18 protein-coding genes and 1 tRNA gene are annotated in these 22,492 nt (G+C 71.2%); 12 read left to right on the forward strand and 7 right to left on the reverse strand.

The features are described 5' to 3' along the window. Positions 1-67 precede the first annotated feature (67 nt). Entirely contained in the window at positions 68-1,516 is a 1,449-nt protein-coding gene (locus ACZ3KP_RS31850) for a glycoside hydrolase family 18 protein (protein ID WP_467503663.1), read from the forward strand. 86 nt (positions 1,517-1,602) lie between these two features. Here the strand turns inward: ACZ3KP_RS31850 and ACZ3KP_RS31855 are convergent, their stop codons facing one another. Beyond that, entirely contained in the window at positions 1,603-3,033 is a 1,431-nt protein-coding gene (locus ACZ3KP_RS31855; RefSeq protein ID WP_467503665.1) for a GH1 family beta-glucosidase, read from the reverse strand. Between the two features lie 894 nt (positions 3,034-3,927). Between ACZ3KP_RS31855 and ACZ3KP_RS31860 the strand changes: the two genes are divergently transcribed. The 9 genes from ACZ3KP_RS31860 (at position 3,928) to ACZ3KP_RS31900 (ending at position 15,056) form a co-directional block, all read left to right on the forward strand. Then, entirely contained in the window at positions 3,928-5,244 is a 1,317-nt protein-coding gene (locus ACZ3KP_RS31860; protein ID WP_467503666.1) for an ABC transporter substrate-binding protein, read from the forward strand. A 327-nt stretch (positions 5,245-5,571) separates the two neighbouring features. Continuing rightward, entirely contained in the window at positions 5,572-6,564 is a 993-nt protein-coding gene (locus ACZ3KP_RS31865; protein WP_360565751.1) for a carbohydrate ABC transporter permease, read from the forward strand. Positions 6,565-6,578: 14 nt separating this feature from the next. Next, positions 6,579-7,499, forward strand: a complete 921-nt coding sequence (locus ACZ3KP_RS31870; RefSeq protein ID WP_358988086.1) for a carbohydrate ABC transporter permease — start codon at positions 6,579-6,581, stop codon at positions 7,497-7,499. Positions 7,500-7,614: 115 nt separating this feature from the next. Next, positions 7,615-9,072: a GH1 family beta-glucosidase gene (locus tag ACZ3KP_RS31875; RefSeq protein WP_467503668.1), complete on the forward strand. Its 1,458-nt coding sequence runs from the start codon at positions 7,615-7,617 to the stop codon at positions 9,070-9,072. Positions 9,073-9,127: 55 nt separating this feature from the next. Further along, positions 9,128-10,183, forward strand: coding sequence for a LacI family DNA-binding transcriptional regulator (locus tag ACZ3KP_RS31880; protein WP_358988080.1), 1,056 nt, complete (start codon positions 9,128-9,130; stop codon positions 10,181-10,183). 289 nt (positions 10,184-10,472) lie between these two features. Next, on the forward strand, positions 10,473-11,039 hold the full coding sequence (locus tag ACZ3KP_RS31885; protein ID WP_467503670.1) for a dihydrofolate reductase family protein: 567 nt from the start codon (positions 10,473-10,475) through the stop codon (positions 11,037-11,039). 196 nt (positions 11,040-11,235) lie between these two features. Next, positions 11,236-14,244 carry a S53 family peptidase gene (locus ACZ3KP_RS31890; protein WP_467503672.1) on the forward strand — a complete coding sequence of 1,003 codons (3,009 nt, stop codon included), beginning with the start codon at positions 11,236-11,238 and terminating at the stop codon, positions 14,242-14,244. Positions 14,245-14,446: 202 nt separating this feature from the next. Beyond that, positions 14,447-14,662: a hypothetical protein gene (locus ACZ3KP_RS31895; RefSeq protein WP_467503673.1), complete on the forward strand. Its 216-nt coding sequence runs from the start codon at positions 14,447-14,449 to the stop codon at positions 14,660-14,662. 133 nt (positions 14,663-14,795) lie between these two features. Continuing rightward, a complete protein-coding gene (locus ACZ3KP_RS31900) occupies positions 14,796-15,056 on the forward strand; it encodes a hypothetical protein (RefSeq protein WP_467503675.1) in 261 nt (86 codons plus the stop codon). Positions 15,057-15,313: 257 nt separating this feature from the next. Here ACZ3KP_RS31900 and ACZ3KP_RS31905 read toward each other — a convergent pair whose 3' ends face one another. From ACZ3KP_RS31905 to ACZ3KP_RS31930, 6 genes are all read right to left on the reverse strand, one after another. Continuing rightward, on the reverse strand, positions 15,314-15,736 hold the full coding sequence (locus ACZ3KP_RS31905; protein WP_467503676.1) for a type II toxin-antitoxin system VapC family toxin: 423 nt from the start codon (positions 15,734-15,736) through the stop codon (positions 15,314-15,316). Further along, complete coding sequence (locus ACZ3KP_RS31910; protein ID WP_467503678.1) at positions 15,733-15,963, reverse strand: FitA-like ribbon-helix-helix domain-containing protein; 231 nt, start codon at positions 15,961-15,963, stop codon at positions 15,733-15,735. Before ACZ3KP_RS31910 ends, ACZ3KP_RS31905 begins: the two co-directional genes overlap by 4 nt. A 283-nt stretch (positions 15,964-16,246) precedes the next feature. Next, positions 16,247-17,593, reverse strand: a complete 1,347-nt coding sequence (locus ACZ3KP_RS31915) for an endonuclease domain-containing protein (RefSeq protein ID WP_467503679.1) — start codon at positions 17,591-17,593, stop codon at positions 16,247-16,249. Positions 17,594-17,964: 371 nt separating this feature from the next. Then, positions 17,965-18,037: transfer RNA gene (locus tag ACZ3KP_RS31920), tRNA-His, on the reverse strand. A 113-nt stretch (positions 18,038-18,150) separates the two neighbouring features. Next, positions 18,151-18,753: an oligoribonuclease gene (gene orn, locus ACZ3KP_RS31925; RefSeq protein ID WP_132890653.1), complete on the reverse strand. Its 603-nt coding sequence runs from the start codon at positions 18,751-18,753 to the stop codon at positions 18,151-18,153. Between the two features lie 128 nt (positions 18,754-18,881). Continuing rightward, the gene (locus tag ACZ3KP_RS31930; protein WP_132890654.1) at positions 18,882-20,054 is read right to left on the reverse strand and encodes a helix-turn-helix domain-containing protein; all 1,173 of its coding nucleotides are present in this window, start codon (positions 20,052-20,054) and stop codon (positions 18,882-18,884) included. A 1,029-nt stretch (positions 20,055-21,083) separates the two neighbouring features. On the opposite strand from ACZ3KP_RS31930, the gene ACZ3KP_RS31935 reads away from it, so the two are divergent. Together ACZ3KP_RS31935 and ACZ3KP_RS31940 are read left to right on the forward strand one after the other, a co-directional pair. Beyond that, on the forward strand, positions 21,084-21,611 hold the full coding sequence (locus tag ACZ3KP_RS31935) for a universal stress protein (protein ID WP_132890655.1): 528 nt from the start codon (positions 21,084-21,086) through the stop codon (positions 21,609-21,611). A gap of 94 nt (positions 21,612-21,705) precedes the next feature. Beyond that, positions 21,706-22,272 (forward strand): GPR1/FUN34/YaaH family transporter, encoded by a 567-nt coding sequence (locus ACZ3KP_RS31940; protein WP_467503682.1) that lies wholly within the window; start codon positions 21,706-21,708, stop codon positions 22,270-22,272. Positions 22,273-22,492: the final 220 nt, after the last annotated feature.

Here is a 22,492-nt window from a genome sequence, read left to right on the forward strand (position 1 = left end):
CCGATTCCCGGTCGCTAGCGTGCTGCCGCATCCCACCCCCTCTCGGCAGGCGAAGGCAGGCACGCGCATGAGCACGCACCGGCGCAGGATCAGCAACAGGAACAAGGCGATCGGCGGTCTGGTCGCGGCGGCCGTCGTCGGTGGCGGCGCGATCGTGTTCAGCGGCATCGCGCAGGCCGCCGGGGCAGGGGCCGCGTACACGAGGACCAGCGACTGGTCCACGGGGTACACCGCGCAGTACGTCGTCACCAACAACAGCGGTGCGACGGAGAAGGACTGGACCCTGGAGTTCGACCTGCCGGCCGGCGCGAAGCTCAGCTCCCTGTGGAACGCCGAGTCCACGGTGAGCGGTCAGCACGTCACCGTGAAGCCGGCGAAGTGGGACACGGACGGCCTCGCGGTCGGCAAGTCGGTCACCGTCGGATTCGTCGTCACCGGCAGCGGGGACCCGACCGGCTGCCGCATCGACGACGCGAGCTGTTCGGCGGGCGGCACGACGCCCCCGGAGCCCAGCGGCCGCCCGACCCAGCCCCCCACGCCCACGCCCACACCGACCCCCACGTCGACCCCCACCCCCACCCCCACCCAGAGCACCGGAACGGGCACCGGAACCGGCACCACCGCCTCCGCCGGCTTCGCGCCCTACGTGGACACCTCCCTCTACCCGGCGTTCGACCTGCTCGCGGCGGTGAACGCGACCGGAGTGAAGAACTACAACCTCGCCTTCATCACCGACGGCGGCGGCTGCACCCCCAAGTGGGGCGGGGTGTCGGACCTGTCCAGCGACGGGGTCGCCGCCCAGATCGGCGCGCTGCGCGCGAAGGGCGGAGACGTCCGGGTCTCCTTCGGCGGCGCGTCCGGCTCCGAACTCGCCACCACCTGCTCCTCGGCGGACGCGCTGGCGACGGCGTACGGCAAGGTCGTGGACGCCTACAAGCTGACCAAGGTCGACTTCGACGTGGAGGGCGGCGCGCTGCCCAACGCCACGGCGAACACCAACCGGGCCAGGGCGATAGCCAGGCTCCAGGCGAGCCACCCGGACCTGAACGTCTCCTTCACCCTCCCGGTGATGCCCGAGGGCCTCACCCAGGACGGCGTGAACCTGCTCGCCGACGCCAAGGCCAACGGCGTGAAGATCAGCACCGTCAACATCATGGCGATGGACTACGGCGCCTCCTACAACGGCGACATGGGCACCTACGCCACCCAGGCCGCCACCGCCACCCAGGCTCAGATCAAGAGCGTCCTCGGCCTCTCCGACGCCGCCGCCTGGAAGTCCGTCGCGGTCACCCCGATGATCGGCGTCAACGACGTCTCCTCCGAGGTGTTCAAGGTCGACGACGCCACCCAGCTCGCGGACTTCGCCAGGTCCAAGGGCCTCGGCGGCCTGTCGATGTGGTCGGCCACCCGCGACAAGCAGTGCGCGGGCGGCGCCAAGCCCACCGCGGACGCCACCTGCAGCTCGGTCGTCCAGAACCCGTTCGCCTTCTCGAACGCCTTCAGGACGTTCGGCTGACGCGCCCCCGCCGGTGGCGGTGGGGCCGGCACATGAGGGGAGGGAGGAGGGGGCGCGGCACCCCCCAAGGGCCGCGCCCCCTCGGCTCAGACCGCCGCCGCCCGGGCCGGCGGCAGGGTGCCCGTGCGGGCCGCCTGCGCGTACCAGTGCGCGCTGGCCTTCGGGGTGCGGGCGAGGGTCGCGTAGTCGACGTACACCGCGCCGAACCGCTTGCCGTAGCCGTACGCCCACTCGAAGTTGTCCATCAGGGACCACAGGTAGTAGCCGCGCACGTCCGCGCCGTCGCTGATGGCGCGGCGCACCGCCGAGAGGTGGCCGTGCAGGTAGGCGATGCGCTCGGGGTCGTGGACGGTGCCGTCCGGGTCGGGCTTGTCGTCGTAGGCCGCGCCGTTCTCGGTGATGTACAGAGGCAGCCCCGGGGCCTCCCGGGAGTAGCGCATGATCAGCTCGTGCAGGCCCGTCGGGTCGATCGTCCAGCCCATCTCGGTGCGCTCGCCCGGGGTCTGGTGGAACGTCACGTCCTCGGCGCCCGGCCAGGGCGAGTGGTCGCCGCCACCGTGTCCGTCCGCGCGCGGGCCGCCCGCCTCGCCGGCGCCCGCGGACACCAGGGCGGGCGTGTAGTAGTTCAGCCCGAGGGCGTCCAGCGGCTGGTGGACGGTGGCCAGGTCGCCGTCCAGGACGTACGACCAGTCCGTCACGGACGCCGTGGCCTCGAACAGGGACTCCGGGTACGCGCCGTGCAGGATCGGGCCGTGGAACACCCCGTTGGCCAGGTCGTCGATCTTCCGGACGGCCGCCAGGTCCGCCGGGTCCTGCGACAGCGGCCGCACCACCGAGGAGTTGAGGCTGATCGCCACCTGGTGGCGGCCCGGCAGCACCGAACGCAGCGCCGAAGTGGCCAGGCCGTGCGCCAGGTTCAGGTGGTGGGCGGCGCGCAGGGTGGCCGCCGGGTCGGTACGGCCGGGGGCGTGCACGCCGGAGCCGTAGCCCAGGAAGGCGCTGCACCAGGGCTCGTTGAGGGTGATCCACTGGTCGACGCGGTCGCCGAGCGCCTCACCGACGATCCCCGCGTACTCGGCGAACCGGTGGGCCGTGTCCCGCTCCGGCCAGCCGCCCGCGTCCTCCAGCTCCTGCGGCAGGTCCCAGTGGTAGAGGGTGACGGCGGGCTTGATGCCCTTCGCCAGCAGCTCGTCCACCAGCCTGCGGTAGAAGTCCAGGCCCACCTGGACCGCCGGGCCCCGCCCGGTCGGCTGGACCCGCGACCAGGAGACCGAGAACCGGTACGCGGTCAGGCCGAGGTCCGCCATCAGCGCCACGTCGTCGCGGTAGCGGTGGTAGTGGTCGACAGCGACGTCGCCGGTGTCGCCACCGGCCGTCTTGCCCGGCGTATGGCTGAAGGTGTCCCAGATCGAGGGGGTGCGGCCGTCCTCCCGCACCGCCCCCTCGATCTGGTAGGCGGAGGTCGCGGCGCCCCAGAGGAAGGCCGGAGGAAAGGTCACGGTCAGCGGTTCGGGCATGGAAGCGCTCCCATGGGTCGATGTGGCCCCCATTATGCATGGGAGCGCTCCCACGACAAACCCCACCCACCGAACAACCACAGGGCGGTTCCGGGCAACCGCAGGGGGGCGCGGGGAACTGCGCGCCGAGCCGCGGCGGGCCCGCGGCCGGGAGTGCTCGCGTCGCGGCAGGCGGGTTGCCGGGGCGGCGGCGCCCGGGCTTCGGGGGCGGGTCGGGGCAACCGCAGGGGGGCGCGGGAACTGTGCGCCGAGCCGCGGCGGGCCCGCGGCCGGGAACGCTCGCGTTGCGGCAGGCGGGTTGCCGGCGCCCCGGAGGGGCCTTTGCCGGCAGGGGCACCGGCGGGAGCCAGGCCCGCGCCCCCCCCGGATACCCGGCGGCAGCCACCCCCGTGAAGCTCTTCGTTCACCTTCCGGCGGCCCTTCCCGGCCCCCCGCGTCCCGTCGCGGAAATCCCCGCCGCCACCCCCTCCCGACCTGCAACCCCTGTGACCCCTGGGATCGGCGCGCCCGTGACCTGCGTGATTCCAGGACGAGACGAGCCGGTGTCCGGCCGGTGAAACCCGGCGGGGCGACACATTCCCGTGACGTACGGAACACGCTTGGGCAACAACGCCGTTTTCAAGTCTTGACAGCTGGCCCGGCAGGAACCAGTCTTCCGGCATGCCGCGTGGGAGCGGTCCCACGGGTAGTCGGGGGAACGCCTCCCGTGTGCACCGAACCACCCCATGGTCCTTCCCTCTGTTGTCACCGCACCCCGTTGACCAGCACCTTTTCACCGCACACCGAGTGCTGTGGGCCGGCCGCTGCTCGCACCGAGAGGGCAGGTCCGGACCGTCGGACCCCGGCGGTCTGCTTCCTGAGATCCCGTTCCCCACTGGAACAAGGAGTAGTGGAATGCGCATCACCCGTCCCGGCGGTCGCGGCCGCAGAGCTGCGGCCCTGACCACCACGGTTCTGACCGCCTCGGCCCTGCTGCTGACCGGTTGCAGCAGCGACAGCAACTCGGACAGCTCGGACTCCAACGGGAACATCACTCTCAAGGTGGCCGACTTCGGCCAGTTCGGCTACAAGGAAGCCGACCTGTTCGCGAAGTACCACAAGCTGCACCCGAACATCACGGTGAAGGAAGAGACCACCGCGAACGAGCAGGACTACTACCCCAAGCTCCTTCAGCAGCTGAACACGGGCAGTGGCCTGGCGGACGTCACGGGCATCGAGGTGGGGCGCATCAAGGAGGTCGTCGACACCCAGGCGGCCAAGTTCACCGACCTGAGCAAGACGATCGACGTGAACGACTGGGTCTCCTGGAAGGAGAAGCAGGCCACCGCCAAGGACGGCACGGTCATAGGCGCCGGCACCGACATCGGCCCGATGTCCCTGTGCTACCGCCGGGACCTCTTCCAGCAGGCGGGCCTGCCCACCGACCGTGACGCCGTCGCCAAGGCCGTCGCGGGCGGCTGGGAGGACTACCTCAAGCTCGGCGAGCAGTACAAGAAGAAGGCCCCGTCCGGGACCTACTTCATGGACTCCGCGAGCGCCATGTACAACGCGGTGGTCAGCTCCTCCGCACAGCAGTACTACGACGCCGACGGCAAGGCGATCTACAAGAACAGCCCCTCCGTGCAGCAGGGCTGGAACCTGGCCGCCGAGGCCGCGTCGAAGAAGCTGACCCAGGGCCTCGCGCAGTTCACCGACGCCTGGACGGCGGCGCTGCGCAAGGGCAGCGTGGCCACCGTGGCCTGCCCCGCCTGGATGGCCGGCCAGATCTCCACCAACTCCGGTGACGCCTTCAAGGGCAAGTGGGACATCGCCAAGGCACCCGGTACGACCGCCGCCAACTGGGGCGGCTCCTTCCTGGCCGTGCCCAAGAGCGGCAAGCACACCAAGGAGGCCGCCGAGCTGGTCAAGTGGCTGACCGCGCCGGAGCAGCAGGCCGAGGTGTTCAAGGCGATCGGCGTCTTCCCGTCGAACAAGGGCGCCTATGAACTCGCCAGCGTGAAGAACGCGACGCTGCCGTACTTCAACAACGCGCCGATCGGCCAGATCTACGCCGACGAGGCCAAGTCCATCCCCGAGGCGGTGCTCGGCCCGAAGGACGCGACGATCAAGGACACGATCTCCACGCAGATCAACAACATGGAGCAGCGGGGCACCAAGCCCGCCGACGCGTGGAAGGCCGCGACCGACGCGATCGACAAGGTGATCGGCTGACGACCCGCGGTGCGGGCGGCCCACCGGCCGCCCGCACCGCGCTGTGGCGTCCGGGGCCGTGCGGTCGCTGCCGCGACCGGAGCGGCCGCCGCCCCGAACGCCGTCACCCGGACCGGCGGACGGGACCTCCGTACCAGGACCCGTCGGTACGGGCGGCGGTCCGCACCGCGGTGTCCGGCACGTGGGTAGGACGTGCCGGACACCGACGCGCGGTGCTCCCGCCGCGGCGGCCCCGACACCGTCGCCCCGCCCGGTCCCGCCCGGCCTCGTCCCACCGGCCCCGTCCCGCCCCGTTCCCCGGCCGAACCCCCAGGAAGGAAATCCCCCGTGGCAACGACAACACCCACACGGGGTGCCCCCACCCCGCCCGCCGGCGGCTCCGGTACCGCGCCGAACGGACGCGGCGCCTGGCGCAGCCGGCTGTGGCGCTTCGACGACCTCGCGTCCCCGTACGCGTACATCGCCCCGTTCTTCCTCATCTTCGGTGCCTTCGGGCTCTACCCGCTCATCTACACCGGGTGGATCGCCCTGCACCGGGTGGAGATGACGAGCCTCAGCACGTCGGAGTGGGTCGGCTTCGACAACTTCACCAAGATCCTCCAGGACTCGGAGTTCTGGACGGCCGTCTCCAACACCTTCCTGATCGGCGTCATCTCGACCGTCCCGCAGCTGCTCGTGGCCCTCGGCCTCGCCCACCTGCTCAACTACAAGCTGCGCGCCAGCACGTTCTGGCGGACGGTCGTCCTCACCCCGTACGCCACCTCGGTGGCGACCGCGGCCCTGGTCTTCGCCCTGGTGTTCCGCGCCGACGGCGGCATCCTCAACTGGGTGCTGCACTTCGTCGGCATCGGCAACACCGACTGGGGCAACGGCGAGTGGACCTCGAAGATCGCCATCTCGGTCATCGTGATCTGGCGCTGGACCGGCTACAACGCGCTGATCTACCTGGCCGCCATGCAGGCGGTGCCCACCGACCTGTACGAGGCCGCGTCCATCGACGGGGCGACCCGCTGGCAGCAGTTCCGGAAGGTGACCATCCCCTCGCTGCGGCCGACCATCCTGTTCACCATCGTCATCTCGACGATCGGCTCCATGCAGCTGTTCGGTGAGCCGCTGCTGCTCCAGGGCGGCACGCTCGGCTCCACCGGCGGCAACGAGCACCAGTACGAAACCCTCAGCATCTACCTCTACAACTACGGCTGGAAGCTGGGGCATCTCGGTCCGGCCGCGGCGGTCGCCTGGGCGATGCTCGCCCTGCTGCTGCTCATCGCCCTGATCAACCTGATCGTCGGCCGGTTCCTGCGCAAGAGCGCGGCCTGACGGGAGCGATATCGATGACCACGACCAGCCCCACCAACACCGCGCCGGGCCTCGACCCGCTGCCGCCGGCCGCCGCCCCGTCGAGGAACCGCGTACGGCTCAAGCTCGGCGCCGGACAGCAGCTCAAGGGCGGCCCCCTCACCTACCTCGCCCTGGTCGTCGTCGGCCTCGGCTCCGTCTTCCCGCTGTACTGGACGCTGGTGGCCGCCTCGCACGACCAGCAGCGGGTCCTCGACAGCCCGCCCCCGCTGCTGCCGGGCGGCAGGCTGTGGAGCAACCTCCAGACCGCCTGGGACCAGGCCAACCTGGGCAAGGCCATCATCAACAGCGTGATCGTGTCGGGCTGCATCACCGCGGCCACCCTGTTCTTCTGCACCCTGGCCGGCTACGCCTTCGCCAAGATGCGGTTCCGCGGCCGGGGCGCCCTGATGACCGCCGTCATCGCCACCCTGACGATCCCGCCGCAGCTCAGCGTCGTACCGCTGTTCATGATGATGGCCGACATCGGCTGGGGCGGAAAGCTGGAGTCGGTGATCTTCCCGACTCTGGTCGGCGCCTTCGGCGTCTTCTTCATGCGCCAGTACCTGCTGGAGGCCCTGCCCTACGAACTCATCGAGGCGGCCAAGGTGGACGGCGCGACCAACATCCGCATCGTGTGGAACGTGGTGCTGCCCGCCGCCCGGCCCGCGATGATGGTGCTGGGCATGCTCACCTTCGTCCAGGCGTGGAACGACTTCTTCTGGCCCTTCCTCGCCCTGAACCAGGACAACCCCACCCTCCAGGTCGCCCTCGGCCAGCTCAGCGCCTCCTACACCCCCGACCAGAGCATCGTCATGGCCGGCGCGCTGATCAGCACCCTCCCGCTGCTGCTGGTCTTCGTGATCTTCGGCAAGCAGATCGTCGGAGGAATCATGGCGGGCGCCGTCAAGGGCTGACCCCGGGCCGTGGCCGTGCCATCCCGCCATCCCCGCGACCCCCGCCATCCCCCAGAGCACAACCCTGTCCGACTCCCTTGCCCCTTTCCCACGCCACTTCGGGAGCGCTCTCACCATGACCGCCGTACGAACCGAGGCCACCGCCCAGTCGGCCTCCCACACCTCCTTCCCGCCGGGCTTCGTCTGGGGGGCCGCCACCGCCGCGTACCAGGTGGAGGGGGCCGCCGCCGAGGACGGCCGCACCCCGTCCATCTGGGACACCTTCAGCCACACCCCCGGGAAGGTCCGCAACGGCGACACCGGTGACATCGCCGCCGACCACTACCACCGCTACAGGGACGACGTGGCCCTGATGAAGGACCTCGGCCTCAAGGCCTACCGGTTCTCCGTCTCCTGGTCCCGGGTGCAGCCCACCGGCCGCGGACCCGCCGTCGAGCGCGGGCTGGACTTCTACCGGCGGCTCACCGACGAACTCCTCACCGCCGGTATCACCCCGGTCGTCACCCTCTACCACTGGGACCTGCCCCAGGAACTGGAGGACGCGGGCGGCTGGCCGCAGCGCGACACCGCGTACCGCTTCGCCGACTACGCCGAGATCATGGCCCGTGCCCTGGGCGACCGCGTCGGCGTGTGGACCACCCTCAACGAGCCCTGGTGCAGCGCCTTCCTGGGCTACGGCTCCGGCGTGCACGCCCCCGGCCGTACCGACCCGGCGGCCACCCTGCGCGCCGCGCACCACCTGAACCTGGCCCACGGCCGGGCGGTCGGGGCGCTGCGGGACAACCTCCCCGCGACCGCGCAGACCTCCCTCACCCTCAACCTGCACCAGGTGCGCCCGCTGACCGACAGCGCCGCGGACGCCGAGGCGGCCCGCCGTATCGACGCGGTCGGCAACCGGATCTTCACCGGCCCGATCCTGGACGGCGCCTACCCCGAGGACCTGCTCGCCGACACCGCGCACCTCGTCGACTGGGCGGAGCTGATCCACGACGGCGACCTCACCGACATCTCCCGCCCCATCGACCTGCTGGGCGTCAACTACTACTCCCCGACCGTGGTCTCCGCGGCCGTCGAGGGCGACGCGAGCACCCGCGACGACGGGCACGGCGCGAGCGACCACTCCCCGTGGACGGGCGCCGACGACGTGGCCTTCCACCTGGCCAACGACCAGCTCACCGCGATGAACTGGGCCATCGACGCGAGCGGCCTGCACACCCTGCTGACCGGCCTCGCCGCCTCGCACCCCCGGCTGCCCCTGATGGTCACCGAGAACGGCGCCGCCTTCGACGACTACGTCTCCCCCGAGGGCCGGGTGAACGACCCGCAGCGGATCGCCTACCTGCACGCCCACCTGGACGCCGTCCGGCAGGCCGTCGCCGACGGAGCGGACGTCCGCGGCTACTTCCTGTGGTCCCTGCTGGACAACTTCGAGTGGTCCTACGGCTACTCGAAGCGTTTCGGCGCCGTCTACGTCGACTACGGCACCCAGCGCCGCATCCCCAAGGCGAGCGCACACTGGTACGCGGAGGTGATCCGCCAGAACGCCCTGCCGGACGCCGCCCACCAGGGCTGACCCGGCACGGCTGTTACATTCCTGGCCTGAGAGCTGCGAACGGAAGGCGGCGACCATGACGGTCAAGGGTGAGCGGGGCCGGGGCGCCCGGCGGCCGACCCTGGAGGAGGTCGCCGCCCGGGCCGGCGTGGGCCGCGGCACGGTGTCGCGGGTGATCAACGGCTCGCCGCGGGTCAGCGATGCGACCCGGGCGGCCGTCGAGGCGGCCGTCAACGAACTCGGCTACGTGCCCAACACCGCCGCCCGCGCGCTGGCCGCCAACCGCACGGACGCCATCGCCCTGGTCGTACCGGAGCCGGAGACCCGGTTCTTCGCGGAGCCGTACTTCTCCGACATGCTCAGCGGAGTGGGCGCCGAACTCTCCGACACCGAGATGCAGTTGCTGCTGATCTTCGCGGGCAGCGACCGGGAGCGGGAGCGGCTCGCCCAGTACCTGGCCGCCCACCGCGTGGACGGCGTCCTGCTGGTGTCCGTGCACGCCGACGACCCGCTGCCCGACCTGCTCGCCCAGCTGGAGATCCCCGCGGTGATCAGCGGCCCGCGCTCCGCCGCCGAGTCGCTGACGTCGGTCGACTCCGACAACTACGGCGGCGGCCGCTCGGCCGTCGAGCACCTGCTGGCCGGCGGCCGCCGGACGATCGCGCACATCACCGGCCGCCTGGACGTGTACGGCGCCCAGCGGCGCGTCGACGGCTACCGCGACGCCCTGCGCGACGCCGGCCACCAGGTGAACGAACTCCTCATCGAACCGGGGGACTTCACCGAGGAGGGCGGCCGGCGCGCGATGACCCGGCTGCTGGAGCGCGAGCCCGCACTGGACGCGGTCTTCGCCGGCTCCGACGTGACGGCGGCGGGCGCCCGCCAGGTGCTGCGCGAGGCGGGCCGCCGCATCCCCGACGACGTGGCACTGGTCGGGTACGACGACTCGGCCATCGCCCGCCACATGGAACCGCCGCTCACCAGCGTCCGCCAGCCCATAGTGGAGATGGGCCGCGCGATGATCGACCTCCTGCTGACCGAGATCGCCGACCGCCGCCCGGCCGAGTCCCGCGGCCCCGAACGCAGGCACGCGGTGCTCCCCACGGAACTGGTGATCCGGGCGTCCTCCTAGCCACCCGGCCCCCGGCCCGGCCCCGTCGGCACCCTGAGCGCCGGCCGCAGGAGTTCGGCGATCCCGCCCGTGGCCCGACGGGCGTGCTCCGCCGCGTCCGGGGGCGGTGCGCATCGAGCGCAGGGTGTGCCGGTCCCCGGGCTGCTGGTGCGGGTGCGGGACCACATGCGACGGCTACGGCGTCGGCGCGGCCCGGCAGGGGAGGGGCGGCTGAGAAACCGGGCGCCGCGATGAGTTCCGTGGCGCCGGGCGGTCGTACTGTCGAACTCGTCACCTAGGAGGGCCCCTGATGCGCAGCGTGACCTATTCGATGGGCGTCTCGCTCGACGGCTACATCGTCGGACCGGACGGCGGCTTCGACTGGGCGGCGCCCGACCCGGACGTCTTCCGCTACTGGATCGACGAGATCCGGGGGGTCGGCGTCCACCTGATGGGGCGGCGGCTGTACGAGACGATGCTCTACTGGGAGACCGCCGACCAGGATCCGTCGCTCGACGCCCCGATGCTGGAGTGGGCCGCGCTGTGGAAGCCGCTCCCCAAGGTGGTCTTCTCCACCACCCTGTCGACGGTGCAGGGCAACGCCCGGCTGGCCTCCGGCAGCGTGGCGGAGGAGATCGAGCGGTTGCGGGCCGAACCGGGCGAGGGCGAGATCGCGATCGGCGGCGCGACCCTCGCCGTCGAGGCGGCGGGGCTGGGCCTGATCGACGAGTACCGCACCATCGTCCACCCGGTGCTGGTCGGCGGCGGCATCCCGTTCTTCCCCCGGGCCGAGCAGCGGGTGGACCTCGAACTCGTCGAGACCCGCACCTTCGGCTCAGGGGCCGTCCACCTCCGCCACCGCGTTCGGCGCCGCTGACGTAAAGATCCGTTCATGGTTCTCGGGCGAATAGAGACAGTAACTGTCATGGCCTGATAAAAAATGCGCACACTTCGGTTAAGAGGGACAGCTCCTGCACGCCTCGTGACGTGGACGCGCCTGTCGGCCGAGTGACGCTTCGACCACCGCCACAGCACATGGATGTGGCGGTGTGTCAGTTCTAGGAGATGTGTGCATGGCCAAGAAGGTCCACGCCGCGCCGGGACGTCCCGGGCGCGCGGCAGTCATGACCGGCAGACGGGCCAGGGCGATCGTGGCGGCTTCCACCGCTGCCGTCGCCCTCGTCGCCGTCACCGCGACCGCCAGTGGCGCGGTCGCGCAGGGAGGAACGGCCGGATCGCACGCGCCCAGACGAATAGGGCTGGCCCCGCGGGTCCCGGCGGGCGCGACGGTGACCGGCGCGACCGCGCCCGGAACCACGCTGCACCTCAGCGTGAACCTGACCCCGCGTGACCCGCAGGCGCTGGCGGACTTCGTCACCGCGGTGTCCACGCCGGGGAACGCCCAGTACCACCACTACCTCGCCAAGGGGCAGTTCGCCTCGGTCTTCGGTCCCACGGGGGCCACCATCGCGGCGGTCTCCGGGGCGTTGAAGGCGGCCGGTCTCACTCCCGGCAAGGTGAGCCCGGACGGTCTGTCCATCCCGGTCACCGCCACCGCCGCGCAGGCGTCCCACGCCTTCGGCACCGGCTTCCACAACGTCCGGCTCAAGGACGGCACCACCGACTACCTCAACACCTCGGCCCCCTCGCTGCCCGCGAACGTGGCCTCCTCGGTGACCGGGATCGTCGGGCTGAGCAGTGTCAACACCGTCAGCAGCCACCACTCCCCGGTGCGGCGGGCGGGTGGGCGCCACTCCGTCGCCGTCTCGGGACGCGGTGCGCGCACGGTGGCCCCCCACACGTACACCCCGGCCCTCTGCGCCGACTTCACCGGCTCGGGCATGACCGACGGCACCGACTACTACAGCCCCGGCAAGCTGGCCGGCGCCTACGGGATGACCGCCTCCGCCACCGCCGGTGCGGGGCAGACCGTGGCCGTGTTCGAGCTGGAGAACGTCGACGCCGCCAGCATCGCCGCGTACCAGTCCTGCGTCGGCACCAGCACCTCGGTGTCCCACGTGTACGTCGACACGACGGCAGGCTCCGGCGCGCCGGCCACCGACGGTTCGGTCGGCGTGGAGTCGGCGCTCGACATCGAGGACCTGATAGGCCTGGTGCCCGGCGCCGCCGTCATCGACTACCAGGGGCCGGACGCGGAGTCCGCGACCGACCAGAACGTGCTCGACGTCTACCAGCGGATGGTCACCGACGACCAGGCGCAGGTCATCTCCACCAGTTGGGGTGAGTGCGAGGCGGTCGAGAGCAGCGCGACCGCGAACGCCGAGAACACCGTCTTCGCGGAGGCCGCGGCCCAGGGCCAGAGCGTCGTCGCCGCCTCGGGCGACGACGGCTCCAGCGACTGCTACCGCGCGACGGGCTCCACCGCCAAGGCCGTCGACGACCCCGCGAGCCAGCCCTACGTCACCGGTGTCGGCGGCACCACGATGACCACCTCGGGCGGCACCACGACCCAGACGACGTGGGGCAACGCTTCCGGCGGCACCGGGGGCGGCGTCTCCTCCCGCTGGGCTCCCGTCATCTACCAGGGCGGTGTCGCCACCACCACCAAGCGTGCCGTTCCGGACGTCTCCGCGCTGGCTGACCCGGCCGACGGTTACCCGATCTACTTCCAGGACGACAGCCAGTCCAGCAGCCCCGTCCCCGGCGTCATCGGCGGCACCAGCGGTGCGGCCCCGACCTGGGCCGCCGCGATCGTCCAGGCCAACGCCGGTACGGCCTGCCAGGCCAACGGCAGGGTCGGCTTCCTCAACACCGCCCTCTACCAGGCCGCGCGGAGCAGCTACCCGACGAACTTCTGGGACGTCACCAGCGGCGACAACTCCGTGTACGCCACCGGCTACACGGCGGCGACCGGCTACGACGAGGTGACCGGGCTCGGCTCGCCCAAGGAGGCCGGCCTGACCAGCGCACTGTGCGCGGCCAAGGGCACGGCCGCCACCGGCGCCGGCACCTTCCACCCGCTCAGCAGCCCCAAGCGCCTGCTGGACACCCGCAACGGCACCGGCTGGGGCCTCAGTTCCCTCCCGACCACGAAGCCCCTGGTCGCGGGCGGCACCGCCCCGGTCAAGGTCGAGGGAGCCGGGGGGATCCCGAGCAGCGGCGTGACCGCCGTCGTGCTCAACCTCACGGTCACCGGCACCACCGGCGCGGGTTCGCTGGTCGCCTGGGCCGACGGCACCAGCAAGCCCTCGACCAGCAACCTCGACTGGACCGGCGCGAGCCAGACCATCGCCGCCTCGGCGACCGTCAAGGTGGCGGGCGACGGCGTGGTGGACCTCTCCACGAGCAGCACCACCCACCTGATCGCCGATGTCCAGGGCTACTACACCAGCGGCACCACCGGCTCGAAGTACACGGCGCTGACCCCGGCCCGGCTGCTGGACACCCGCTCCAAGGTCGGCATCTCCACCACCAGCAAGATCTCCAACGCGGTGATCAGCCTCAAGGTCCGCGGCCACGGGGGCGTGCCCACCGCCGCCACCGCGGTGGTGCTCAACCTGACGGCCACCCAGACCGTCGGCGGGGGTTACCTGGAGGCCTACCCCGAAGGCGCCACCCGCCCGACCGCGTCCAACGTCAACTGGTCGGCGACCGGGACCACCATCCCCAACCTGGTGGTCGTGCCGATCGGCAGTGACGGCAACGTCAGCATCTACGTCCACGGCACCAGCCATGTGATCGCCGACGTGTCCGGCTCCTTCTCCACCAGCGGTTCGGCCTTCCAGACCGTCACCCCGCTGCGGCTGCTGGACACCCGCCAGACGACGGCGCTGGGCGCCGGCAAGACCCTGGCCCTGCAGGTCTCGGGGCGCGACGCCATCCCGTCCACCGGCGTCAAGGCGGTCGTGCTGACCGTCACCGTCACCGGCACCACCGGCAGCGGCTACCTCTCCGCCTGGGCCGACGGCGGCAGCCGCCCGACGGCCTCCAACCTGAACTGGGCACAGGGCAGCACGATCGCCAACCAGGTCATCGTGCCCGTCGGCTCCGACGGCAAGGTGGACTTCTACACGAGCAGCACCACGAACGTGATCGCAGACGTGGCCGGCTACGTCGGCTGACGCCCACCGACGACACGACAGCGATGCCCCGCCGACCCCTCGGGCCGGCGGGGCATCGCTGCGCTCCCGTGCGGCGCGTTCACCTGTTCGGCCTATGAGAGCCCCGGCCCCGGATGCGGCGTCCCCCGTTCGGGCGCACGGTGAAGGTGGCCGGTTCGCCCATACGTACCAGCCGTGATCGCCAGCTTCCCGGGGAGGCGCCGTGATCGTGCTAGCCCTGCTCGGCCCGGTGGTACCGCTTGTCATGCTGCTCGGGCTGCCCGTGCTGGAAGACCGCCTGTTCCCGCCGTCGCCGCCGCTGCCGGAAGGGACGGACCCTGAGCAGGTCGACGGGGATTCCGAACACACGCTCTCGGACGCCGCCGGGACGCCGGCACCTCGTGACGGCCCCAACCCCCTGGACATGACGAAGGGATGACCCGTTCTCACAGGTCAGCCCTTGATCATTCAGGGTGAAACGCTCCTGCCGAGGTCGCAACCGTGAGCGTCGTCGGCGCCGTCGTGCCGGGTGTCCGGTCTCGATGTCCCGTATCTACCGAACATGTGTCCCCTTGCTCGAAGAGCACGGCAGCCGCGGCCAGGTGGGCGAGGCGCTCAACAACCTTGGTGGAGCCTTGCAGAGCCTGTACAGCTTCGAGCCGGCCATCGACGCACACACCCGGGCCGCCTGGATGCTGCGCGAGGCCGGCAACCAGCGCGAGGAGGGACGGGCTCTGCGCAATCTTGCTCGCGCGCCGGCCTGCGCAGGAAGGCAACGGCAGGCCCTCGACGTCTACAGCAGAGCTGCTGCACTCCTGCACGACGCGGTCTGAGGGCGCCGAGTTCGTCGCTCCGCGCGACGGAGGTGTCCGTGTGACCGCACGGCCCCGCCGATCGGGCCGTCCTGGACGGGTTCATGCGGGCGGACGGTCGTTGCGGCAGGTGGCCACGTGGTGGACCGGCCGGAGGTCCGGGGAGGCAGAGCCGGCAAGCCGTGAGCGAGCCGGTGCCGCGGCAAGGTCCGCGCCGGACGCCGATGGAGCCTCGTCGGCCGTTCAGGAGTGGTGGGACCCCGCGCGTGCCGCTGGGGTCAGGTGCTGGATGCCTCGAAGGTCTCGATCCTGCAGCGTGCTGCCCCGCTGCGCTCGATCCTGGCGTCGCTGGTGATCAGCGGGACACCGAGGCTCTCGGCGAGGGCCACGTAATGCGCGTCGTAGACGGAGAGGTTGTTCGACAGCTCACGTACGCGCTGCCACAGGACCAGTGTGGGGTGCAGGTCGAGAGCGAGGTTCTGGTAGTCGGTGATTGCCTTCTGGGCTTCCCTTTCCGTGATCTTGGGCTTGTCCCCTCGTCGGCCGCGGGCCAGCCCGAAGGCGGCCGAGGTGATCTCGTAGTCCAGCAGGCCCGGCGCTGCGAGGATGTCGGTGCGGCTCAGCCGCTCACGGATCGCGGTTCCCGTCTTGCCGTGGTCGAGGAGGAAGTGCACGAGGCTGGAGCAGTCGATGACGATCAACGGCGGTCCCGCCCGTCCTCGATGGCGTCGAGGATGTCGGTCGTGCTGAGCTCGGTGCGTGTTTCACGATCCAGGCGCGTGGCCATCTCCGCGAGGGTGGGCTTGGCGGCCTCCCGGGCGAGAAGGTCCAGGGCGTACGCCTGGAGCGACTTGCCCGCCTGTGCGGCGCGGACCTTCAGGGCGTTGAGTGTGTCGTCCGGGACGTCCCGGATGGTGATCGCGGTCATGCCATCATTTTAGCAGCACTGCAGGCGATATGCAGTCGGCCGGTGGCTGCCCCGACCCGACCGGTCGTGAGGGCGAAGGGGCACGGACAGTCAGGAAGTTCAGACGGGGACCACTGGTGGCCCGCTTCGGCGGGGTCCCTGCCGGGCAGTGCGAGATGCGCGACGGGCGCACGGGACTCCAGGTCCAGCAGGGCCGTAAACTCGCCGATCCCGGCAAGTGAAGATGGCCGGAACGGCCGAGGTGGGTGCGTCTGATGGCCATGCTCGGTGCTCCGGTGCCCGCTCAGAACAGTTCCAGGTCCTCGCCACTGGTGTCCGCGACGACTGGCCGGGGCTGGGCGGGCAGGCCGTCCAGGCGGTCAGGGCCGGCCGCGGCGGCCACGGCGGGGGCCGTCTCTGCCAGCCAGGCACGAAACCGCTCGGCGGCTTCGCGGTAGGGGATCTGCGCCAGGACGCGGTGCTCGCCGGAGGGGCAGAAGTCGACGGTGACGGTGAGCAGGCAGGAACGCGGCGTGTTCTGACTGCCTGTCCAGGACACGCGCAGGACACCACAGGGTCTGCGCCCGCGGGAGGCGGGGTGGGTCGGGCGCAGTGACCGGCAGGCTGTGTGGGCGGTCCATGCGGCGAGGTGCGGCAGGGGCAGGGTGGTGCGTGCGCGGCAGCCGGGGCAGCGGTGCCAGTGGCGGAGCCAGTCGTCGGTGTCGGTGTGGAAGAGGCGTGTGTAGCGCTGGGCCACGCGGATGTCGTTGCTGTACAGGTGGTCGGGGCGTTCCAGGGTGTTGCAGGAATGGCAGAGGGGGGCGCGGACGTAACCGTGTTCGTGGCAGTGGTCGAGCACGGTGGCGGGCGCGGTGCGGCAGACGGCGCACGCCCATCCGGCCATCCTGCGGGAGGTGTTGGGCTTCCTGCTGAGCACCGAGTACAGCTGGCCTTCCAGCTCCTTGTGGTACGGGCGCAGTGGGGCGGTGGGGCCTTCGGGCTTCGTCGTCTGCCGCCCGTCGGCGTCTCGGGCTGCCTGCCGGGGGTGGGAGGGTGGCTCGGTCGCGGCTGCGCTTGCCTGGCGGCTCCGCGCGGCTCGCGTCCACTGCGTTTCGGTGTGTTCGGCCGCGTCGAGCAGCCTGACCACGGCGCGCGGCAGCCACCACGTCCGTTGTGTCCCGGCGCGGGTCTGCTCCACGAGCATCTGTCGCCAGTCGATCCCCGCCAGGTGGTACGGCCGGCTGACTTCACGTCGTGCTGCCTGCTCGGGACCGCCGGGCTCCTGTAGTTCTCCCGTGATGCGACGGCGCCAACGCAACGGCGTCTCCTCGTCGCACTCGTGCCTCGGCGCCCCACGAAACGGACCGATGCGGACCAGGTCCTGCGGATCCATTCGCACCGCGTTCAGTTCCGCGGCCGCCCGGTGCACCTCGACCTCCGGGACACTCCACTGACCGCCGCTCGCCCTCACCGTCGCCACCACATGGCCGCCGAGCAGGACGTATCCCGCCCGGGCGCGGGCAGGAGAGCGGGTGAATGCCCCGGAAGACGTCGGCACAGCGCTGCCGGCCGTCAGATCGACCCATAGAGCGTCCGCGGCACCCAGGGTGATCAGGCCGTCCGTGCGACCGGACGTGACACGCTCTGACATGCCGACAGGCTAACGGCCTGCAGCCAGCCGACGGGCCTCCAAGCGCCTCCGCAGGTGCGGGGGCATCGACAGGAATGTCGATGCCCCCGACAACGCGGCGCACTTCTCAACCATGCACGGACGGGCGCGGACACGGGAACACCTGCAGGCCGGCCTCGGCGTCAGGGGCGCGACGGTTCACTCCGCATCCGCAGTACCACTGCCCTCCTCGCGTCCGTCGTCCCTGACCAGGATCCTGTCGCTCACCGGCGGATCGATGCACAGGATCCGCACAGTCTGCTACCGGGTGCATGGGCCGTGGTTCGGCCGTGGCCAAACGACAGAAAGGCCCCAGGCCCGCGTTTCCGCAGGCCTGGGGCCTTTCATTCAAGGGTGAGTGACGGGACTCGAACCCGCGACATCCTGGACCACAACCAGGTGCTCTACCAGCTGAGCTACACCCACCATGACCGGTGGTGACTTTGTGGTCTCTCCGACCGGCCGAGAAAAAGTGTACAGGGTCCGAAGGGGTGCTCGCGCACGGCTTTCGCGGCGGGCCTCCCGGGACCCCGGGACGGCTACTGGGCAGGCAGGACGTGCTTCGCCGCGATCGACTTCGCGGTGTCCGAGTCCGGGCCGGGCTGCGGTACGAAGATGGCCTCGCGGTAGTAGCGCAGTTCGGCGATCGACTCGCGGATGTCGGCGAGCGCGCGGTGGTTGCCGTTCTTCTCGGGGCTGTTGAAGTACGCCCGCGGGTACCAGCGCCGCGCCAGCTCCTTGACGCTGGAGACGTCGACGATCCGGTAGTGGAGGTATCCCTCCAGGGCCGCCATGTCCCGCGCCAGGAAGCCGCGGTCGGTGCCGACGGAGTTCCCGCACAGCGGGGCCTTGCCGGGTTCCTTCACGTGCTCGCGCACGTAGGCCAGGACCTGTTCCTCGGCCTCGGCGAGCGTCGTGCCGCCGGCCAGCTCGTCGAGCAGCCCGGACGCGGTGTGCATCTGCCGCACCACCTCCGGCATGGTCTCCAGTGCCTTGGCCGGCGGACGGATGACGATGTCCACGCCCTCGCCGAGCACGTTCAGCTCGGAGTCGGTGACCAGTGCGGCCACCTCGATGAGCGCGTCGTCGGACAGCGAGAGGCCGGTCATCTCGCAGTCGATCCACACCATGCGATCGTTCATGTGTCTAACCTTACGGCGCGCCGCCGCGAGCCGGACCGGCCGTGCGGTGACCTTGTGCGCGAGGTCACCGGCGCCACCCCGAAAACGCGACCGCCCACCCGGCCGAGCCGGGTGGGCGGGAACGCGGATCAGCTGCCCGTGCGCGGGCCCGGCAGGCTGGCCGACAGGCCCACCGCCGCTGTCCTGCGGGTCTGCATCGGCAGCACCCCCTCGGGGTACTGGACCGGCAGCGGACCCGACGGCGGCAGCGGGGCCGGTTCCGGGGCGTCGGAGCGGTCGGGCTGCGGACGGCGGGCACGGTACGCCGCCCGGTAGGCCGCGGGGGACGAGCCGAGCTGGCGGCGGAAGTGACCGCGCAGCGCGACGGGGGAGCGGAAGCCGCAGCGGCCCGCCACCTCGTCCACCGAGTAGTCCGACGTCTCCAGGAGACGCTGCGCCTGCAGGACCCGCTGCGTGATCAGCCACTGGAGCGGGGCGCTGCCCGTCAGCGACCGGAAGCGGCGGTCGAAGGTGCGGCGGCTCATGTACGCGCGCGCCGCCAGCGTCTCCACGTCGAACTGTTCGTGGAGGTGCTCCAGCGCCCAGGCGACGACCTCGGCGAGCGGGTCGGCGCCGATCTCCTCTGGTAAAGACCGATCGAGGTAGCGCTCCTGACCGCCGGAGCGGCGCGGCGGTACCACCAGGCGGCGGGCCAGTGCCCCGGCCGCCTCGTTGCCGTGGTCCGTGCGCACGATGTGGAGGCAGAGGTCGATCCCGGCCGCCGTACCGGCCGAGGTCAGGACGTCCCCGTCGTCCACGAAGAGTTCCCGTGGATCGACGTGCACCGACGGATAGCGCTTGGCCAGCGTCGGCGCGTACATCCAGTGGGTGGTGGCCGGGCGGCCGTCCAGCAGTCCGGCGGCGGCCAGGACGAACGCCCCGGTGCACAGCCCGACTATGCGCGCCCCTTCTTCATGGGCGCGGCGCAGCGCGTCCAGCGCCTCCTCCGGTGGTGGCGCCGTTATCGAGCGCCAGGCCGGCACGACGACCGTGCCGGCGCGTGAGATCGCCTCCAGGCCGTGTGGCGCGGTGAGTTCCAGGCCCCCTGTGGTCCGCAGCGGGCCTTCCTCACCACCGCACACCAGCAGTCGGTAGCGCGGCACGCCGGCGTCCTGGCGGTCTATCCCGAACACCGACAGTGGTATGGAACTCTCGAAGATGGGGCCGCCGCTGAACAGCAGCACCGCGACGATCTCCTTGCGGCGTCGCCCGGACAGTTTCCGGGCCGCGGCTTCCGGCGCGGCAGTGGAGTCGTGGCTCATACTGCTAAGCCCCCCTCGGTGGTCGCGGCTCCTCGGTTGTGTCGCTCCTGCACGTTTCCCCTTGGTCCTGCACGAGTCCCCCGCCGTAAGACGTCAAGATCGAATCTACTGGTTCCCGCGGTGTCGCGTTGACCAGTTCGACACGCCGCCGATTGTCGACATGACAACTTGGCGTGAAGCATTCGATCACGAAGGGTTGCACTCGCGGGCCGTGCAGGGAAGTGCGCCTCGTGGCAGTGGCCAAACCGCGTAGGGTGCACGGGGTCTCCCGGACCCTTTCCGTGCAGGTGGAACGGGGGTTGGGGGGTGGTGGGGGCGCTCCTTGCGCAGGGTGGAGAAGTTGGCTGAAAAGCAGCGTTCGAGGGTGTTAAAACCGGTCAGTCGACCGGTGTAGTGCGCCTGGGGGCCGGTGCGGTGCCCCGGGTGTGACGTCCGCCTCCCCGGGATGCCGTCCTGTGCCTCCCGTGCCTCCCGCGCTCCGAGCGGCGCAGCAGGTACCGGCACGCGGCGGTGACGGCGGCGAGGCCGAGGGCGGTGCCCGCCGCACCGGCCGGCGGGGTGCCGTACCAGAGGAGTACCACCGGGACGAGGATGCAGGAGAACGCGGCCCAGCGGACCACGTCGCCCGCGGCGTCCGCGGCGTCCGCGGCGTCCGGGGCTGGACGCGGCCGGCGGGTGGCGGGGCGCGGTCCGGGCATCGGCGTACTCCCTGTCGTGCTGCTCTCGTGCCGTGATCAACGCGCGGCGGGGCGGACGGTCACCGTGGGTGCGGTCCGGCCTGTCCGAATCCTGCGCAAACCGCCTGTACGGGGCAGCAACCATTGCGTTACGGGCGCGGCTCGTGCATGCTCCGGGGAACCCCTAACCGGTTCCGGGGAGGGTCCCCTACGGAGCGTGCGCGGGATCTGGGCTGAGGAGGCGTGCCGCCGTACCCTTGGGGGTATGGGCTTGGGAAGATGTTTCCCGGACACAGCTCCGCCGCACTCTGTCGTCCCTCCCATACATAAGGATCACAACGCCGAGACAGCCATGGCCGGTCACGAATTCTTCGATCCAGCGGACCGCAAGCGACCGGTCGCCGACCCCACGGCGGCCGACGCGCTGGCGGCGGAAGAGTCACGTCCTTCCTGCGATCCCGCCTTCAAGCACGGGGTGGTCGTCGGCTTCGACGGCTCCACCTCCAGTGAACGCGCCCTCGCCTACGCGATCGGGATGGCACACCGCTCCCGCACCGGGCTGATCATCGTCCACGTCGCCAACCGGCTGCCGACCACCGTGTGGGCCGGCTGCGAGCCACCCGTCTTCGTCGACGTGCCGGACCACCGCACCGAGGTGCTCGGTCTGGAGCTCGCCTGCGCCGACTACCTGTCGGAGGTGCCCTGGATCCTCGTCGAGCGCGGCGGTGACATCTGCCACGAACTCGAAGAGGTGGGGCGGGAGTACGAGGCGGACGCGATCGTCGTGGGATCCACCCACGGGATCGTCGGCCGGATCTTCGGCTCCGTCGCCGGGCGGCTCGCCAAACGGGCCAGGCGACCCGTCGTTGTCATTCCGTAACGCTCCGTTCTGCCGTGCAGAGGTGTTTGTGCCCTTGTGAAGGGCATATATCGGTCACCGCGTACCACTGCACAGCGCATGAAGGGAGCCCGCCGTGGACAATGACGTCTCCGCGGGAAGCGGAACCACCACCGTGGCCGGTCGACTCGCCCTGGGAATCACCCTGTTGGCGTTCGGACTCGGCACCACCGGTGTCATCGACAACGTCACCACCTCTGACGCCGTGTCCATCGCCCACTACGTGGGCGGAGTCGCCCTCTTCCTGGTCGGCCTGCTGGCCTTCCGCGACCGTGACGCCGTGAGCGGCACCGGTTATGTGGCCCTCGGTGCCCTCTGGTTCACCTGGGCCGTCTCGTCCGCCGACCACGCCTCGGCCAACGGCGCCGGCCTCTTCCTGCTCCTCTTCGCCCTCGTGGCCCTGTCGTTGACCCTCGCGGGCGGGGACCAGCTCGGACAGAGCGTGTACGGGCTGCTGTTCCTGGCGATGCTGCTGCTCGCCGTCGCGAACTTCGCCGACAGTTCGTCACTTGCCAAGGTCGGAGGCTGGGTCGCGGTGGCCGCGGGGGCGGTGGCCTGGTACGCCGCCACCGCCGCGCTCGCGCACTGGCCGACGGTGCTGCCGAGGCGGGCTGCCGGGCGTGGGGTGACGGCCCACGGCTGAAGTGGCAGCCGACGCCGGGGAGTTGGGCGGACCCGGCGATCCAATGAGCGGACCCCTGCGTGGCAATTGGGCCCACGTGGGGGTCCGTTCGGTCGTGTGGGCCGTGCGGGCCGGTGGGGGTTGCTCGCGCAGTTCCCCGCGCCCCTGGGGCGCGTTGATCCCGACGGCGGGTCAGCGCCCCGTCAGGGGCGCGGGGAACTGCGCGACCGGCCCCCACCGG

The sequence above is a fragment of the Streptomyces sp. NPDC020958 genome (genome assembly GCF_055562175.1).

Coding starts and splice junctions, on each gene's coding strand:
- ACZ3KP_RS31930 (WP_132890654.1), bottom strand. CDS start 20,054: ATGAGCCACGACTCCACTGCCGCGCCGGAAGCCGCGGCCCGGAAACTG.
- ACZ3KP_RS31915 (WP_467503679.1), bottom strand. CDS start 17,593: ATGTCAGAGCGTGTCACGTCCGGTCGCACGGACGGCCTGATCACCCTG.
- ACZ3KP_RS31885 (WP_467503670.1), top strand. CDS start 10,473: ATGCGCAGCGTGACCTATTCGATGGGCGTCTCGCTCGACGGCTACATC.
- ACZ3KP_RS31910 (WP_467503678.1), bottom strand. CDS start 15,963: ATGACCGCGATCACCATCCGGGACGTCCCGGACGACACACTCAACGCC.
- ACZ3KP_RS31870 (WP_358988086.1), top strand. CDS start 6,579: ATGACCACGACCAGCCCCACCAACACCGCGCCGGGCCTCGACCCGCTG.
- orn (WP_132890653.1), bottom strand. CDS start 18,753: ATGAACGATCGCATGGTGTGGATCGACTGCGAGATGACCGGCCTCTCG.
- ACZ3KP_RS31935 (WP_132890655.1), top strand. CDS start 21,084: ATGGCCGGTCACGAATTCTTCGATCCAGCGGACCGCAAGCGACCGGTC.
- ACZ3KP_RS31880 (WP_358988080.1), top strand. CDS start 9,128: ATGACGGTCAAGGGTGAGCGGGGCCGGGGCGCCCGGCGGCCGACCCTG.
- ACZ3KP_RS31860 (WP_467503666.1), top strand. CDS start 3,928: ATGCGCATCACCCGTCCCGGCGGTCGCGGCCGCAGAGCTGCGGCCCTG.
- ACZ3KP_RS31850 (WP_467503663.1), top strand. CDS start 68: ATGAGCACGCACCGGCGCAGGATCAGCAACAGGAACAAGGCGATCGGC.
- ACZ3KP_RS31890 (WP_467503672.1), top strand. CDS start 11,236: ATGGCCAAGAAGGTCCACGCCGCGCCGGGACGTCCCGGGCGCGCGGCA.
- ACZ3KP_RS31875 (WP_467503668.1), top strand. CDS start 7,615: ATGACCGCCGTACGAACCGAGGCCACCGCCCAGTCGGCCTCCCACACC.
- ACZ3KP_RS31855 (WP_467503665.1), bottom strand. CDS start 3,033: ATGCCCGAACCGCTGACCGTGACCTTTCCTCCGGCCTTCCTCTGGGGC.